The following is a 14,868-nucleotide window of genomic DNA, read 5'->3' on the forward strand; positions in this document are numbered from 1 at the left end:
GCGCTCTACATCTTCATCGAGACCCGGACGCGCCGTATTGGCGAAAGCTCGTCGATTTGATCGTTCTTTCGGTCTGCTACCGGTCTGCCCAGACCTAAAAATAGCAGCATGTATGAAGCTACCGAAAATCCCCTGCTCCAGGTGCGCCCGCTCGAAGAAAGCGCGGTGCAGCTTTTCTTCGCGTCCGTGGCGCCACTGCGCGAGTATTTCGCCGCGCCCGATGTCGCCGAAATCATGGTGAACAATTTCGACAACGTGTGGGTCGAGCGCCGCGGCGAGATGCACCGTCTGAACCTCACGCTCAATCAGGCCACGCTCAACGGCGCTATTCTCGCGCTCGCCGCGTCGGTTGAGAAATCCGCCAGGGCCGGGACCGCGCAGGGCATCATCAACGCGGGGCACAAGGGGCTGCGTATCGCAGCCGTCATGCGCCCGACCGCGATCGACGGCCACGCACTGTCCATCCGCAAGCACAACGAGAAAAAGCTGACGTTGGACGATTACGTCACCAACGGCGCGTTCTCTCGTGTGCATGCAGCACGCGAACACAACGACGACGAAATCTTCCATCCCGGAATTGAAAACGAAGAGCTGATGGCTGCCGTGCGCGAACTCATTGTTCGACGCCGGAACGTGCTTGTCGCTGGTGGTACTTCAACTGGGAAAACGACCTTCCTCAACGCACTGGCCACGCAGATTCCGGATGACCAGCGGGTGATCACCATCGAAGACACGATGGAGCTGAAACTCGCGGTGCCAAATCTCGTGCGCTTCCTCTCCAATCCGGACAAAGGCGTCACTACCCAGGCACTGGTGGCGCTAAGTCTGCGCTTCAGGCCCGACCGGATTCTGGTTGGCGAGGTGCGCGCAGGCGAGGCATTCGACTTTATTCAGGCGTTGAGCACCGGGCACGACGGCGGCCTCGGCTCGATCCACTCGAACGACGCACGCGGTGGCCTCAGTCGTCTTGAGAGCCTCGCCATGCTGGGGATTCCCCCCGGCAGCCGGTGGGACCTTGCCGACATGCGCAAGGCAATCGCCGACTGCTTCCACTACGTCATCCATCTGCGCCGAACAGGCGAGTTGCGACACCTCTCCGAGATCGTTGAGATCAAGGGGTTCAAGGATGGGGACTATGTCCTCAACCGCGTTTTTTAATTACCACCTGAGTTTTCCCATGAAATTCATCAAGTATCTCAAGTCGCATCTGCGAGCCATCGCAGTCAACGCTTTCCGCCGGTTCCTGAGCCGCAGGGAAATCCGCTCGACGATTGTCGCTGCATCGCTGGCCTTCTTTGCGCCGTTTGCATCGGCGGTGAGCCTGAGCGATCTGGGCAGCGCAACCGACGTCATCTGTCTTATCTCCGCGTATATTAGCGGCCCGTGGCTGTACGGCATCGGCATCGTGTTGATCATCGTTGGCGCAGTTGCAATCGCAAGTTCGGAAAGCACGATCGGCAAGCTCATTTCAACGGTTCTGGTGGGTCTCGGCCTCGCTTCGTGCGCCGTACCTATCGTGAAAAACCATCTGAATATCTCGTACACCTGTGCGTAACCCGGTCAAGGTCAGTCGCGGCCTGTCGTTGCCCCGCCAGATGGGTGGGGCAGATCGCGGGCTTGCGATCGCGAACGGCACGCTTACGTTGCTGCTCTGCTATTCCAGCACGACCCCGGCGTTTCTCGTCGTCGGAATCGTCATCCACTGGGTGCTTCGCTGGAAGAGCAACCGCGATCCATGGTGGCGCGACGTCATGCTGGTCTACAACCACTATCCCGACATGCACGAGCCTATTCCGTCTGCCAAATTTTCGACGCGGTTCAAACGCCCTTACGGGTTCGATCAGGATCTTCCATGCTGAAGCGAATTGTGCGCCGGCCGGTGCAGGAAATTGCGCCGTGGGCAACCATGGTCACGCCAGAGCTTGTGCTCGACAAGGACGGGTCGCTGCTGACCTGTTACACCTTCGATGGGGTCGACGCTGATTCGCCAAACGTGGGCGACATTTCATCTGTTCGCACCAACCTCGATAACGCGTGCAAGAACTTCGATCACCGCATCACCGCATGGTGGCGACTATCGCACCGGCGCGTGAAGGGCACGATCGATGGTGAGTTTTCGTCGGATATCGACTCGTACGTCGACCGGATCAACCGCGAGCATGTGGGGAGCGGCAAGTACTTCCGGAACACGCATTCACTCTCACTTGCCTTCACACCGGAAACGGGGATCAACAAGGTATTCGAGAAAGTCGCCTATCACATGACGGTTGGCGGCAAGTCCTTGCCTGTGGCGCTCGTCGAGACCGTGAAGGACACCCTGTTTGCACGCAGTGCGTTCGTCTTCGATCTGGAGCGCATGACATTGGATATCAAGCGGTTCGAGTCCGTTCTTGATGCCTTCAAGGGCGGCGTGACCCGGCTGAGGATGAAGCGGCTTGAACTGCAGAACCTTCTGGCATACCTGCATCAGACTGCCAATCCTTCAGTGCCGCCGCGCCGCGTCCGATACCCAGTCACGATGCTAGATACCCACCTGACGGAGAGCACCGTCACGTATGGCGCCGAGCATCTGATGTTCGAATCGGCGCACGGCGTGCGCTTTGCCAAGATCGTGGCGGTCAAGGAATGGCTGGGCTTTCAGGAGGCCGCGCTGGACGTGCTCTCGGAGGTGGACGCCGAGCTGGACGTGTGTGTGATGTTCCGCTTTCTTGATACGAGCAAGGCCAAGCAGTACATCGAAAAAATCCGCAGCTTCTACAAGATTGCGGCGTTTAGCCCCTGGGCGATCATCAAGGGCTTTTTTGCGAAGGAAGAGCAGAAGAACGAGAAGGGCCGCATGGTGCTTGCGGACGAGGCTGAGGATGCGCTCGCCAAAATCACGGCTGAAGGGCAGCAATACGGCTTCGCCAATGTCTCAGTCATCGTCTATGGCGACACCGCTGAAGAGTGCGACGACGCGACGCGTGAGGTGATCGGCCGGATCGGCAACGCGGGCTTCGGTATGGTTCTCGAACGCGAGAACCTCGCTGCCTCCTGGAACACCACGCTACCCGGACGATGGGACAAGCAGAGGCGACTGCAGTTCGTTGAGACGCCCGCCGTTTCGGATATCGCTCCTGTGCGTAGCGTCGCTGAAGGTAGCACGGTCAACGCGTGGCTGACGCAGCAGTCCGGACAGAAGACCGGTCCGCTCACCATGCTGCCAACCCGGCACAAAACCCTGCAACGGGTGAATCTGCATCGTCCAGGCGGTGCGTCGCACCTGCTCGTGCTCGGCCCGATCGGCATGGGTAAATCGATCTTCCTGAATTTCCTGATGTCGCAGACCGGGCGCCACGGCGCGCGCCGCGTGCGCTTCGACAAGGACCGCTCCACACGTATTCCGACGGTGCTCGCCGGCGGACGGTTCGTCGATGCAACAGGTCGCTTCGAGGATGCGACATCGGTCAATCCGCTTTCGCTGCTGCACGACAAAAAGCATTATCCGTACGTCGCCGAGTGGGTGCAGATGGCTATCGACGATGACTCGTTCCGTTGCAGCAAAGCGCAGGAGCGGGAGATCTTCGAAGTCGTCTCGACGCTTGGTGATGGCTACGGGCCGGAATTCTGGACGCTGTCGTACCTCAACACGATGCTGCCGATCGAGCTTCGCGAGCGTCTGGCCGTGTGGACACAGGGCGAGAAGAACGGACGCTTTTTCGATCACGTCGACGACGCGTTCGCGCTGTCCGACGACATTTCGATCGAGATGGGCGACCTGTTCAACAATTTCCCGGTCGCGGCCGCCCTGTTCATGGATTACGCGTTTTACCGCATCGCGCAGTGGCTCGACGGCAAGCGTTACACCGTCATCGAAGTGGAAGAGGCGGGCTTCTTCTTCCAGAACGAGCGCTTTTACAAGCGGCTGGAAATCTGGGCGGTGACGATTCGCAAGCTCAATGCCACGTTGATGATGGCGACCCAGTCGCTCGCGCAAGTCGCGCGGATCGCGGACTTCGAGGTGTTGAAGGAAAACATTCCCAACATCGTCTACCTGCCCAATCCGGACGCGAAAAACAACCTGCACCTTTATCGCGACAAGTTCGGGCTCACGCTCGACCAGATCGACATGATCGCGCAGGCGTCGCCCAATCGCGACTACCTGTGGGTCACGCCCGATCAGACTCGCATGCTGCAGGCGAGCTTCCCGAAGGAAACACTCGCGGTCCTGCGCTCCGACGGCCGCGCCCAGGCGGTGCTCGACAGGCACGTCACGTCGGGCGCAGAGAACTGGCGCCAGGGCTACCTCGCTGAAATGATGACTCTCGACTGACCCGGAACGGGAACCACCATGAAAAAAATCTTTGCACGCCTGGCGCTGCTGGCCGGATTGACCCTTTGCGCGACGCAGTCAGCGTTTGCGCAGCTGACCGTTATCGACCCGACGAACCTGATCCAGAACACGATCACGGCGCTCAAAGCAGTCAAGACGGAGGCCTATCAGGACAGCAACATCGCGTACCAGTACAAGATGATGGCAAACCAGATGCTGCAGGCCGTTGGCATCGATCCTGCGGCAATGAAAACCCAGTACGACCAGATCAAGAGCGACTCACAGGTCTACACCGAGCTTATCTCGACGGCTGGCGACCTGTATGGCGACCTGAATAACGGCGCGCAATGGGCATCGCACGTGCAGACCCTGATTTCGCGTTCCGGCAAATCGAATTCCCAGTGGTTCGCGGATATGGCAACGCTCTATAACCAGCGCGATAACCAGGCGACTCAGCTGCTGCAGACCGGCAACAACGTCATCCAGCATATTCAGGTGCACGCAAAGCGCCGGCAGGAACTGCAGGATCAGGTGCAGCTGTCTCCAACAGCGCAGTCGACGGCTGAAGTGACGACGCACTATCTGGACATCGTGTCGAGCCAGATGAGCGACATGCTCCAGATGGCGGCAGGGAAGGCGCAGAAGGACGCGCAGAAAGAATCGACGGATAACGCGGAAGACAAGACGCGCTCGGCGAATGCGAAAGCCTTTCTTGACCAGCAGGCGGCCGAGCGCGCGGCTTACGGCAATTGATGGATTTCCGGGTCAATCATCATGCTGCGTAAGCTTAAAAATCTGGTCGTCGTTTTATTTCTGGCATTCGTTTCGATTATGGCTCTGCCAGCATTCGCCGACACGGCCGCGCCGGCGGCCGCCAGCGGAACCGCCGCCAATCCGTACGTCAGCGCGGGCGAAACCGCCGCGGGCAACGCGCGCGCAATCGACAAGATTTCCGCGCTGTTCTCGTCGATCATCGATACAGCGGTCGCCGCATCCCAGAGTATCCAGAAAGAGTCGGACAAGTTCGCAAGCGGCCTCGCGGTCATCACGATCGTTCTCGCAGCAGTACGCTTTGCGGCGACGAGAGATCCCGTTATGGCGTGGGTCGCGTTGTGCGAGGAACTCGGGATTCTCGGCATTTTCGCTTCAATCTATGTCGGCTTCGCGAGCTGGGCTCCGAACTTCTACAAGTGGTTCGTCTCGATGGCCAACGACATCGGCGGCGCCAACATGACCAGCGCGCTGAGCATCATGGGTAATGCCGCAGGGCAGGTCTTCGATTCCGCCGTGCAGGCGTGGTCGGGCATCGGTATCCACCTGACCATGATTCCCGACATCATCATCGCGACTATTCCGCTGTTCCTCGCGTGGGCGCTCCTGTCGGTGACGGCGATCATCTTCGTGTTTTTCATCAACATCGGACAGTTGCAGTTCGCTGCCGGCGTGGTGATGGGCCAGATCGCATTCGCGCTCGGTTTTTCGTCCTTCACGCGCGGCTATTTCAAGACGTGGCTGGATTACATGGTGAGCGCCGGCATGTATATCGTCGTTGCCGCAATCCTGATGCGCTTGGTCACGCATAACATGGTGAACGCTGTGCAGGACGCGGCAAATCTCGGCCTGACGACCACAGGCGCGGCGGCTCAGGTGTTTGATCTTGCCTTCTTCGTGTTTCTCGTTTCGTTCGAGATTCCAAAAATCGCCGGCATGTTTGGCGGTGGCGCAAACGCGAGTGGCGGCATCGTCGGGAAAATCGCCAAGTCGGCGGCCGGAGCGGCGGTATGACGCTGCACGCGCCGATGACCGGCGACATCCTGCTCGAACAGCATCGGCGTCGCGTCGACCTGATTGCCCAATGTGCCAACGAAGTCAGCAAGCCCGAGTTCACGCGCAAATGGATGAGCGTGCTGGACTCGTGCGCAGCATGGTTTTCCTCGTTGCCGCTCAGTCCGGACCTGTACCGGGAGCCGGGCGGCGCTTTTCGCTGCACCGTGGAAACCGCGTTCTATTCGATGCGGCTCGCCGGCGGCCAGAAGTTCGGCACCAATCTGCCGTCCGAGCGGCGTCGGCGCATCGAGCCGCAATACAACTACGCGGTTTTCCTTGCGGCGATCTGCTCGAGGCTTGATGAGCCTTACCGGCATTTCGTAATCGAGCGCGACCGGGATCAGCAGGCCTGGAATCCGTCGATCCATGGTGCGGTCGGGCCGTGGCTTGGCGGCTGCGCCTATCAAGTCATACGACGGGCGCAACCGCTGGCGATCGAACGCATGCGCACTGGCATGCTCGCGCAAATACTCGTTGGCTCAACACTGCTTTCCGAACTGGACGGTGACGTGCAGTCGGATCTGTTCGGCGCGATCAACCCAAGCATGCAGCCGCTCGGCGCCGAGTCGCTTCTCCACAAGGTTGTGCGTCAAGGGGTAGGCACCGCCGACGAATTCGATCGCAAGGCCCAGCGCGCAGTGTTCGCGCCCGTGCAGTTCGATGTCCCGTCTGCTGTTCATGTGGCAGCGGAGCTTGAGCCGGTGGTGGCCGCTGCGCCGGTACCGACAGTTGCACCTGCTGCGCCGTCGCCAGCACCAGCCGCGTCATCGCCCGCCCCCGTACCAGCACCAGCACCAGCACCGGCGTCCACACTCCAGCCCGCATCAGGAAATCCGGCACCCCAACCGGTGGCCAGCCAGGAGGCCACGGCGGCTACGCCAGCAGGGGCACCCGCGCAGACTGCGAACGAAGTGCAGGGTGCCGCCCAACTGGAGATGCCGTTGGCCATACCGCAGCCGCCCGCGGTCGATCCGGCCGCCATGAAGACTCCTTCGCAGACGGCCGGCGATCGGCGCGAATCAGCGCCCCCGGCGGCTTTCGACGATGTGCTGAAGGGCGTGCCGAACCTTGTTCGCGAACTGTTCCAGGCGTTGCGCGAAGACGTGACTGCGGGCAAAGCGTCGGTGCAGTGGAACGACAAGGGGCTGGTGCTACCCAAGCGACTCGTCGGAGGTTACGGCGTGAGTAGTAGCACGCTCGTTGAGCATATGCGCAAGCGCGGCCTGATGGTCGCCGACGAGGCGTCCCAGATCACGCTTACACCGCGCGCGGGCCAACTCATTCTCGATCGACCGGCATGATTACTCCGTATATCAATCATTTCCGCCCCATCTACGAACTGCGCGCCGCGACCTTCTGGCTGGCGGCCATCGTCATGCTGCCGCTGTCGGGCATGCCCTACGCGTGGATGTTCGCGCTCGTCGGCCTCGCGTTCCTGATGGTGCGGTCTTTCCAGATATGGCGGGCGCTGAAGTTCCGCATGGCGATTTCGACCAAGTGGCTCACGACCCTCCCGATTCCGAAGCTGCTGCAGATCCAGAAGCGCATGCGCGAGGAAGCGAACTCGATGTATCTGGGAATCGGGTTTGAGTGGACGCAAAAGCATTGTCAGATTGCTCACGACATTCTGCGCATGCCGACAACGGATATCCCGGGGTTGCCGAAATGGCTGAACAAAACGAAGACAGGCCGCAAGATCGAAAACGCGATCGAAGGCCTGTTCGCGCCAAAAGACAGCATTCGCGACCGGATGCCCCAAGGCGCCTCCTGGATTCACGGACTGGAACCGAAGAAAGCGCTGGTCCCTTTCCATTACAAGTCGATGGGTGGCCACACTGCGGTCGGCGGCACGACCGGTTCCGGCAAGACGCGCACCTACGAGGTGATATCGACGCAGGTCATCCACCTCGGCGACGTGCTGATCAATGTAGATCCGAAGAACGACAAGGACTGGAAGCTGCGCGCGGAGAAGGAAGCGACGCGCACCGGACGGAAATTCCTGTATTTCAATCAGGCAAAGCCTTCCGAGTCGGTGCGGCTCGAACCACTCGACAGCTGGTCGCAGCCGTCTGAAATTCCGGCGCGGATCGCCCAACTGATGGAAGAGGGGCCCTTCCGTGACTTCGCCTATCTGTTCATCAGCCGGTCGGTCAACGGTGAGCTGTACATCGGTGACAAGCCCAATCTGCGTTCGATCCTGAAATACGCGCAGGGCGGTATCGCACCGCTTCTCGAAAAGGCGCTACGGCGCTTTTTCATGGAGAGGGGGATGGCCGACTGGGAACAGCAGGTTGCGACGGAAGCGACCCGCCAGAGCCAGCGCAACAATGGCGCGACGCTGGTCGACGGAATGATCGGCCTGTACAGCGCGCGGTTCGCGGCGCTCGAACAGGGTCATGAAGCGATCGACGGTCTGATTGCGACGCATACGCACGATCGCGAACACTACATGCGCATCATCGCGTCTGCGCTGCCGTTGCTCCAGATGCTGGCAACGGGAGAAACCGGTCTCATGCTCGCGCCGAAGGTCGACGACTTCGACGACGAGCGCGAAGTCTGGACCATTGAGAAGGTGATCCGTCAGAAGGCGATCCTGCACATCGGTCTTGATTCGCTTTCGAACAGCATCGTGGCAAAAGCAATCGCGTCGATGCTGCTGGCGGACGTCTCAGCCGTTTGCGGCTCGATCTACAACTTCTACGAGACGCCACCCGATGTGGTGCTGATCATCGACGAGGTGGCTGAAGCCATCAACGAACAGGTGATCCAGATTCTCAACAAGGGGCGTGGCGCCGGCTTCAAGGCGTTTGTCGCCTTCCAGACACGGGCTGACCTGGAGGCGAAACTCGGAAACGCCGCAAAAATGTTGCAGGTTTTGGGCAATCTGAACAACCAGATCATCCTTAGACTCGAAGATACCGATACGGCACAGTGGTTCTCGGACAAGGTCGGGGAGACTGCAATTCGCAATATCACGATCACTGGAAGTACGAGTACGGGAACCGAAGCCCATATCGGTGAATTTACCGGTGGTGTTTCGCGTTCGCTTCAACTGGAGAAAGCGCCGCTGATTCCAACCCGCCTGATTCACAGTCTGCCCAACCTGCAATATTTCATGCGCATTTCGGGCGCCGCCGTGTACCAGGGCCGCATTCCAATCCTTCAAGGCTGAAAACCTACGCATGTCTGCCGTATTCAAAAAAATTATTCGCGAACACAAGCTGTCGTCCCGCCTGACTCCCGTTTTCACGTTGGCGCCAGAGCTTGAGCTTGCCTGCGCACGCGTGGCTGACTTCATCGGGGAAAACTTCATGGGTGAGGCTGAGCCGCTCGTCAAGGAGATGCTCGACGCCGCTATCGCCGAGTTCAAACGCACGCGCAAGACGGGCAATCCGCACATCGCGTTCATGCAGGGTCTGTTCAGTCTCGCGCATCGGCTCTATGCCCGTCGGTACATCGCGCGTGAAGGCGAGCGATATCACGTGTGGCCGACCATGCTCGAACCCGTGACCGAGTTTGAGCAACGGTATGCAGGACGCACGACGGAAATGGTGGATGAGCGGTGTCCCGAGGTGGTCACCCAGCGCTCCGTTGCCTTCCAGCTCGCCGCGCGCGCGCTAACTGGCGAGAACTTCCGGCTCTACTTTGAGGATTACGATGTCGCTCACGCCTTTCCTGATAGCGAAGCTGTCGCGGGTTGATGACGAGCTTGCGCGGCGCGCGCTGTCCACGGCGCGCTCGCAGGATGTAATGGATGAGTCGCGTCCGGCCGAGTTTTCCCGAGGCGCGGGCGCGAGAGCCTATGGCATGGCGCTATTCGTCTCACGCCGTCCCGTCCATTTTTATCTAGGAATGTTCGGTCTGATCCTCTTCCCGTTGTACATCCTGTCACGTCTTGCGCCTGTTCTGATCGAATGGGGGATGCATGCTTATGGCCGGTAGCCGTTTCGCCGCTCACATCAAGTGGTGGTTTTTTCTCGTGCCGCTGCTCGCGCTCTTCGTCATGCCGGCTATTCCCGACAGGTCGCTTTTTTCGGTTCCGCCTGAAGAGGCGGAATCACTACAGACCGTGGCGGGTGAGGCGCGCGCTGAAGAAGTGGTCACGCTGACCAACGCGCGGTTCCGGCGCTGGTTCGTGGATTCCGGCGTCATCCGTGCCACGCTGAACGCATCAGGATCGGGCGAGATTGAAGAGGGGGGCGTCTCCGAGTTTGCGCATGGCTGGATTCACAATTTCTGGCTGGAAATCTATCGCGTGATCTACCGCGCAAGCGTAATGAAGCTCTGGCTGATTGGTACGGCCGTCTTCTGTGCCGCCGCGTTCGTCGACGGTTCAGTCCGACGCAAGATCAAGGCGTCCGCGGCCGGATTCGCCAGCCCGCTATCGTTTCACCTCGCCGGACACGGTATCCTGCTCGTGTTCGGTGTTGCCTTCGCAGTACTGGCAGCTCCCTTTCCCGTTCTCGCGCAGTACTGGATCGCCGTCGCGGCCATTCTCGGTGCGCTGCTCTGGAAGGCTTCTTCCTCATTCCAGTAACAATTTCCCCGGAAAGCTGCGGCAAACCACGTAGCTTTCCGGGTTAAGACCCTGAGCCGGCTCACGGCTCACGGCTCTCCGGCCAACGTCACCGCGTTCGGTAACCCCTCTCTCTTCGCTTGTCTCGGCTCAACGGTCGCACCCGTCGCACATTCAACCTCCTGTCTTTCTGACAGACATGCGGGCCGTGCTGTTCTGACCGCGTCGTAATACTGTTTGCCCGGAAAGCAGATCGAAATTCACCATGTTTCGGAGACATCTCGCTGCGTGAGGTCGTAACAATAAGGTCATACCGCGCGCGTGTGCGCGCGTTTTCCACAGGGACCCACCACTATGACCACCATCACGGAAGAGACGAACATCGAAGCTGTCAGCAATCCCGCTGCCGCGCATTCCAACACGGCCATCGATGCTGACGCTGCCGCTCCCGTGGGAGCCGCCCCGGCGACGACGGACGGCGCTGACGGTGGCGAGATCGAGCTCGAGCTGCAACAGATGGAGGACGCTGCGACCACCCTCCAGAAGGAAGGGATGATCAGCGAGGCGGAAGCCACGGAGAAGCGTGAGCAGGTCGCACGTACGCGCAAGATATTCCGCGAACTGTCGCCGGCGGAGCGCGTGGCCATCGTGCAGCGCCGCCGCGAAATTGGTCGCGAACTGATGAGCCGCCAGCTGTCGGGCGCCGCGGTCGTGCAAGCCGCCGTTCGCCTGAATCACACGCGTCTGAAGCCGTTGTTCGAACAATGGTGGCCGTACCTGAACCGGATGAGCATCAACATGCAGCGCTTCGGTCGCTCGACGTTCGGTGCGGAGGATCAGGGTACGGTGACGGCCTTCTTCGAAAAACAGGTCGGTGAACTGGAAGCGTATGTCGACGAACAGCTAAGCGTGGCACAGGGCTTTCGCGAGAAGACGGAAACGCGGCTTCGCGATCAGGGCGACATCGTTTTTGCCCCGAGCGTCACCAAGCCTTCGCTGGAAATTGAAGTCGAAGCGTACTCGCGTTTCTCGATGCGCCTTCTGTCGCTCCTGATGAAGTTCGACAAGGTGATGGACCATTTCGATTTCCTCGTCTGGAACGGCGTGCGCGACCAGTCGGACGTCGACGAAGAAACGACCCGTTTCCTGCGCAAGTTCCATCCGGTCGGCGTGCGGGGCTATATGACCCACCTGCGCCTGATGACCACGGTCCGCGGCCGATAACGGGATCTGCCGCCATGCTCGATGGGCTCAATCCGCAGCAACGTGAGGTAGCAGAACAGCGCCAGCACTGCGTTGCGATCGCATGCCCCGGTGCGGGCAAGACGAAGACCATCGCGGCGAAGGCAGCGCTGCTACTGTCCAATCCGGCCGCGATCGTCGGCGCCGTCACCTTCAGCAAGGACGCGGCAGTCGAACTGCGCGACCGGATTCTGACGCTTGCCGGAGACGGTGCGAAAAAGCGGCTGATCGCTGGGACATTTCACTCGCTGGCATTCAAGCAACTCGGCAAACGCGACATTGCGACTGACGGTGATCGCATGGCGCTGATCGCGCGGGTTATCGCCGAACTCGGCCTGAACTGGAAGCCTGAGGAGGTGGTCCCCGTCATTGAGCGCATCAAGACCAATTTCGGGCGGGTCGAAGCGGGCACTCCCGACGCACAGATCTACGCCGCCTATCAGAACGCACTGGAGCGAAACGGCAAGATCGATTTCCAGGACATGTTGCGGCTCGCCGTCGCCGGCATGGAAAGGAGCGATATCGCGCCGTACCGTTTCACCGATCTGCTCGTTGATGAATTTCAGGATACCGACCCGCTGCAATACCGGTGGGTCGAGCTGCACGCGAAGGCGGGCGCACAGGTAACCGTCGTCGGCGATGACGATCAGAGCATCTACGGCTTTCGCGCGGCGCTCGGCTTCCGTGGCATGGAAAGCTTTGCGGAAACGTTCAACGCGCAACGCGTCGTGCTTGGCAAAAACTACCGGTGCTACGACGAGATTCTCTCCGCTGCCGACCGGGTGATTCGCAACAACACCGACCGGATCGCCAAGATCCTGATGGCCGATCGCGGCCCGGGTGGCTTCGTCGCGGCAAAGCGTTCCGACGACGAGTACGCCGACGCCGAAGCGGCCATCGAGACGTTGCAGCCGTTGCTGACGGCGGGTAAATCCTGCGCAATTCTTGCGCGCACGAACCGCATTCTCGATCCAATCGAAGCGGTGTGTCGATCCTATGGCGTGCCGTATTTTCGCGCGTCTGGCAGTTCGATTCTCAACCGCCCGCAAGGTGCGCTCATGTGCAATCTGCTCGAAGTTGCTGAGGGACGCAAACAGAACGGACTGGATGCGGTGCTCGGCTACATGGGGATGAGCACGCCTCTGCTCGCGGTTTTGCATCGCGACATGGGTCCGGTCCTTGTGCAACGGCTGAAAAAGGATCTTGTTGCGCTCGGCCTGCCCGAGGACACGGCGACCGTCTATCGAAGTTTCATGAAGCGGCTGTCCGAGTGGCAGGAGATGTGCGGGCGACGCTTCTATTCGCTGGTCCTCGACGGCGTGCTCGAACTGATGATGACCTACGCGAAGAACGATCAGGCGACCCGTGCGATTCAGGGAACCTACGATGTGCTGTCGCGCCTGTCCGGGACCTTCGGCGAGCGCGTCGAATATCTGAAGCGGGATAACAACAAGCCGGCCGACGACGTGCTGGTGCTGACGACAATGCACAGTTCAAAGGGTCTCGAATGGGATCACGTGTGGATTTCGCGCGCTGAGGAGGGCGTTGTACCCGATGAGAAGAGCACGGTGTCGGAAGAGCGCCGTCTGTTCTATGTCGCCATGACCCGCGCACGTGACGGCCTCACCATCGCAACGATCAAGAAGAATCCCGTGTCGCGGTTTTTAATTGAATCCGCGGTCCAGTAATGCATCACAACCGTTGTCTGAATCCTTGAGCAGGTTGAACCCAGTTAGCGAGTCCAGAATTCCATGCTTGATCGCCTTTTCCGGAAGCTCGGCTACGTGCCAGCTTCGTCGATGCGCCTCCTTCCTGATGGTGCCGCAAAGTCCCCAGAATCCCCACTGCATCAATTGCACGCCGACGGCTTTGATCGTGGTCGTGCAGAGATGGACGCACTATGCGCCTGGCACAAGGACGGAGAAGGGTTCCATTACGCGATTGGCCGGGACGACTGGGTGCCGCTCGCGGTCGCGGGTTTCTATCTGTCGGAGAACGACCAGTGCCGGGCATGGCTCGATGAAGCGTTGCGCGCGCGTGTCTGGGTTCCCCACGCCGCGTTGGCCTCGTGGTATGCCGCCAATCGCGTGGCACTCAATGGGCTCGGCGCCAACGTCGACCGCAGCATGGAGGCGTATAGCGCAGCATCAGCACCTGGCGACGAACGGGCGGTGGTACCGCTCGTCAGCGCGAGTGAAATGGCCGAGCTCTTTGCGCTTGCGTGGAAGCGATACCATCTCGTCTCACCGTTCAGGAAGCTTGGAAATTCGCCCGCGTACAACATGCTCGGCATGCATCACAGCTTCCGGCTCGCTTCGCAGACCAATGAGCATGTGCTGGACCGGGTAGTCGAGTGGCTCGCCCTATGGCTTGAATCCCGTGGCCTGAAAGTCGACCATCAGGAGCGGACCGTGTTTGTTCCGGGCTATGAGGCGCTTTACTTTCGAAGTGATGCGGAATATTGGCCCTGACTGACGGGCAGGATGAGAAAAGGGCACGAGCGCCCTTTTTTAACGGATCAGCGGTTTGTCCGCCAAGGTTGACGGGCGCGCTTTCACGCGCCTCGATCAGAGCGGTGCTGCTGTACGGGACAGGGGTTGCACATTACTTGCGGCGTTTTCTATGGTCAACTCACTCTTCCGTTTGATCTGGCCTTCGAGCGACGCTCGCGGGCCGAGTCGGATGGTCCCGTAATAATAGACATTCCCTTTCACGCGGCCATTGATTTCCAGGATGCCGCGCGCGTGCACATCGCCTTCGACGATTCCGTCGACACGCACGTGTTCTCCTTCAACCTGACCTTTCACCATGCCGCCCTGGCCAATATGCAGCAGGCCGGCATTCGAAACGATGTTGCCATCGACGATCCCAAACGTACTGATGCCGTGATCGAGAATGACGTTCCCGTGGATGGACAGACCGGGGGAGAGAAGGGTGACGCTAAGCGGTTGGGGCTTCATCGGATAGAGCC

The 14,868-nt window shown here is 60.0% G+C and carries 15 protein-coding genes; 14 read left to right on the forward strand and 1 reads right to left on the reverse strand.

Annotated elements, in window-relative coordinates:
* The first annotated feature begins 108 nt into the window (after positions 1–108).
* The 14 genes from P3T18_RS05230 (at position 109) to P3T18_RS05295 (ending at position 14,368) form a co-directional block, all read left to right on the forward strand.
* The gene (locus P3T18_RS05230; RefSeq protein WP_429298836.1) at positions 109–1,158 is read left to right on the forward strand and encodes a CpaF family protein; all 1,050 of its coding nucleotides are present in this window, start codon (positions 109–111) and stop codon (positions 1,156–1,158) included.
* Between the two features lie 19 nt (positions 1,159–1,177).
* Complete coding sequence (locus tag P3T18_RS05235) at positions 1,178–1,555, forward strand: TrbC/VirB2 family protein (RefSeq protein ID WP_429298837.1); 378 nt, start codon at positions 1,178–1,180, stop codon at positions 1,553–1,555.
* Positions 1,548–1,859 carry a VirB3 family type IV secretion system protein gene (locus P3T18_RS05240; protein ID WP_429298838.1) on the forward strand — a complete coding sequence of 104 codons (312 nt, stop codon included), beginning with the start codon at positions 1,548–1,550 and terminating at the stop codon, positions 1,857–1,859. The genes P3T18_RS05235 and P3T18_RS05240 overlap by 8 nt, the downstream gene beginning before the upstream one ends.
* The gene (locus P3T18_RS05245; protein WP_429298839.1) at positions 1,853–4,312 is read left to right on the forward strand and encodes a VirB4 family type IV secretion system protein; all 2,460 of its coding nucleotides are present in this window, start codon (positions 1,853–1,855) and stop codon (positions 4,310–4,312) included. Before P3T18_RS05240 ends, P3T18_RS05245 begins: the two co-directional genes overlap by 7 nt.
* Positions 4,313–4,330: 18 nt before the next feature.
* Positions 4,331–5,065 carry a type VI secretion protein gene (locus tag P3T18_RS05250; RefSeq protein ID WP_429298840.1) on the forward strand — a complete coding sequence of 245 codons (735 nt, stop codon included), beginning with the start codon at positions 4,331–4,333 and terminating at the stop codon, positions 5,063–5,065.
* 78 nt (positions 5,066–5,143) lie between these two features.
* Positions 5,144–6,097, forward strand: coding sequence for a type IV secretion system protein (locus tag P3T18_RS05255; protein ID WP_429298841.1), 954 nt, complete (start codon positions 5,144–5,146; stop codon positions 6,095–6,097).
* Positions 6,094–7,440, forward strand: a complete 1,347-nt coding sequence (locus P3T18_RS05260) for a TraI domain-containing protein (RefSeq protein WP_429298842.1) — start codon at positions 6,094–6,096, stop codon at positions 7,438–7,440. Before P3T18_RS05255 ends, P3T18_RS05260 begins: the two co-directional genes overlap by 4 nt.
* The gene (gene traD / locus P3T18_RS05265; protein ID WP_429299045.1) at positions 7,440–9,311 is read left to right on the forward strand and encodes a conjugative transfer system coupling protein TraD; all 1,872 of its coding nucleotides are present in this window, start codon (positions 7,440–7,442) and stop codon (positions 9,309–9,311) included. The genes P3T18_RS05260 and traD overlap by 1 nt, the downstream gene beginning before the upstream one ends.
* Positions 9,312–9,321: 10 nt before the next feature.
* A complete protein-coding gene (locus tag P3T18_RS05270; RefSeq protein ID WP_429298843.1) occupies positions 9,322–9,840 on the forward strand; it encodes a hypothetical protein in 519 nt (172 codons plus the stop codon).
* Positions 9,797–10,081, forward strand: coding sequence for a hypothetical protein (locus P3T18_RS05275; protein WP_429298844.1), 285 nt, complete (start codon positions 9,797–9,799; stop codon positions 10,079–10,081). Before P3T18_RS05270 ends, P3T18_RS05275 begins: the two co-directional genes overlap by 44 nt.
* Positions 10,071–10,676, forward strand: a complete 606-nt coding sequence (locus P3T18_RS05280; RefSeq protein ID WP_429298845.1) for a DUF4400 domain-containing protein — start codon at positions 10,071–10,073, stop codon at positions 10,674–10,676. Before P3T18_RS05275 ends, P3T18_RS05280 begins: the two co-directional genes overlap by 11 nt.
* Before the next feature lie 333 nt (positions 10,677–11,009).
* The gene (locus tag P3T18_RS05285; RefSeq protein WP_429298846.1) at positions 11,010–11,879 is read left to right on the forward strand and encodes an ATPase; all 870 of its coding nucleotides are present in this window, start codon (positions 11,010–11,012) and stop codon (positions 11,877–11,879) included.
* Positions 11,880–11,893: 14 nt separating this feature from the next.
* A complete protein-coding gene (locus P3T18_RS05290) occupies positions 11,894–13,585 on the forward strand; it encodes an ATP-dependent helicase (RefSeq protein WP_429298847.1) in 1,692 nt (563 codons plus the stop codon).
* A 63-nt stretch (positions 13,586–13,648) separates the two neighbouring features.
* On the forward strand, positions 13,649–14,368 hold the full coding sequence (locus tag P3T18_RS05295; RefSeq protein ID WP_429298848.1) for a hypothetical protein: 720 nt from the start codon (positions 13,649–13,651) through the stop codon (positions 14,366–14,368).
* 96 nt (positions 14,369–14,464) lie between these two features.
* Here the strand turns inward: P3T18_RS05295 and P3T18_RS05300 are convergent, their stop codons facing one another.
* Positions 14,465–14,857: a bactofilin family protein gene (locus tag P3T18_RS05300; protein WP_429298849.1), complete on the reverse strand. Its 393-nt coding sequence runs from the start codon at positions 14,855–14,857 to the stop codon at positions 14,465–14,467.
* Positions 14,858–14,868 lie beyond the last annotated feature (11 nt).

The sequence above is a fragment of the Paraburkholderia sp. GAS199 genome (genome assembly GCF_050436585.1).
GTDB lineage: Bacteria > Pseudomonadota > Gammaproteobacteria > Burkholderiales > Burkholderiaceae > Paraburkholderia.

Coding starts and splice junctions, on each gene's coding strand:
- P3T18_RS05250 (WP_429298840.1), top strand. CDS start 4,331: ATGAAAAAAATCTTTGCACGCCTGGCGCTGCTGGCCGGATTGACCCTT.
- P3T18_RS05235 (WP_429298837.1), top strand. CDS start 1,178: ATGAAATTCATCAAGTATCTCAAGTCGCATCTGCGAGCCATCGCAGTC.
- P3T18_RS05260 (WP_429298842.1), top strand. CDS start 6,094: ATGACGCTGCACGCGCCGATGACCGGCGACATCCTGCTCGAACAGCAT.
- P3T18_RS05285 (WP_429298846.1), top strand. CDS start 11,010: ATGACCACCATCACGGAAGAGACGAACATCGAAGCTGTCAGCAATCCC.
- P3T18_RS05300 (WP_429298849.1), bottom strand. CDS start 14,857: ATGAAGCCCCAACCGCTTAGCGTCACCCTTCTCTCCCCCGGTCTGTCC.
- P3T18_RS05280 (WP_429298845.1), top strand. CDS start 10,071: ATGGCCGGTAGCCGTTTCGCCGCTCACATCAAGTGGTGGTTTTTTCTC.
- P3T18_RS05245 (WP_429298839.1), top strand. CDS start 1,853: ATGCTGAAGCGAATTGTGCGCCGGCCGGTGCAGGAAATTGCGCCGTGG.
- P3T18_RS05255 (WP_429298841.1), top strand. CDS start 5,144: ATGGCTCTGCCAGCATTCGCCGACACGGCCGCGCCGGCGGCCGCCAGC.
- P3T18_RS05295 (WP_429298848.1), top strand. CDS start 13,649: ATGCTTGATCGCCTTTTCCGGAAGCTCGGCTACGTGCCAGCTTCGTCG.
- P3T18_RS05275 (WP_429298844.1), top strand. CDS start 9,797: ATGTCGCTCACGCCTTTCCTGATAGCGAAGCTGTCGCGGGTTGATGAC.
- P3T18_RS05290 (WP_429298847.1), top strand. CDS start 11,894: ATGCTCGATGGGCTCAATCCGCAGCAACGTGAGGTAGCAGAACAGCGC.
- P3T18_RS05270 (WP_429298843.1), top strand. CDS start 9,322: ATGTCTGCCGTATTCAAAAAAATTATTCGCGAACACAAGCTGTCGTCC.
- P3T18_RS05230 (WP_429298836.1), top strand. CDS start 109: ATGTATGAAGCTACCGAAAATCCCCTGCTCCAGGTGCGCCCGCTCGAA.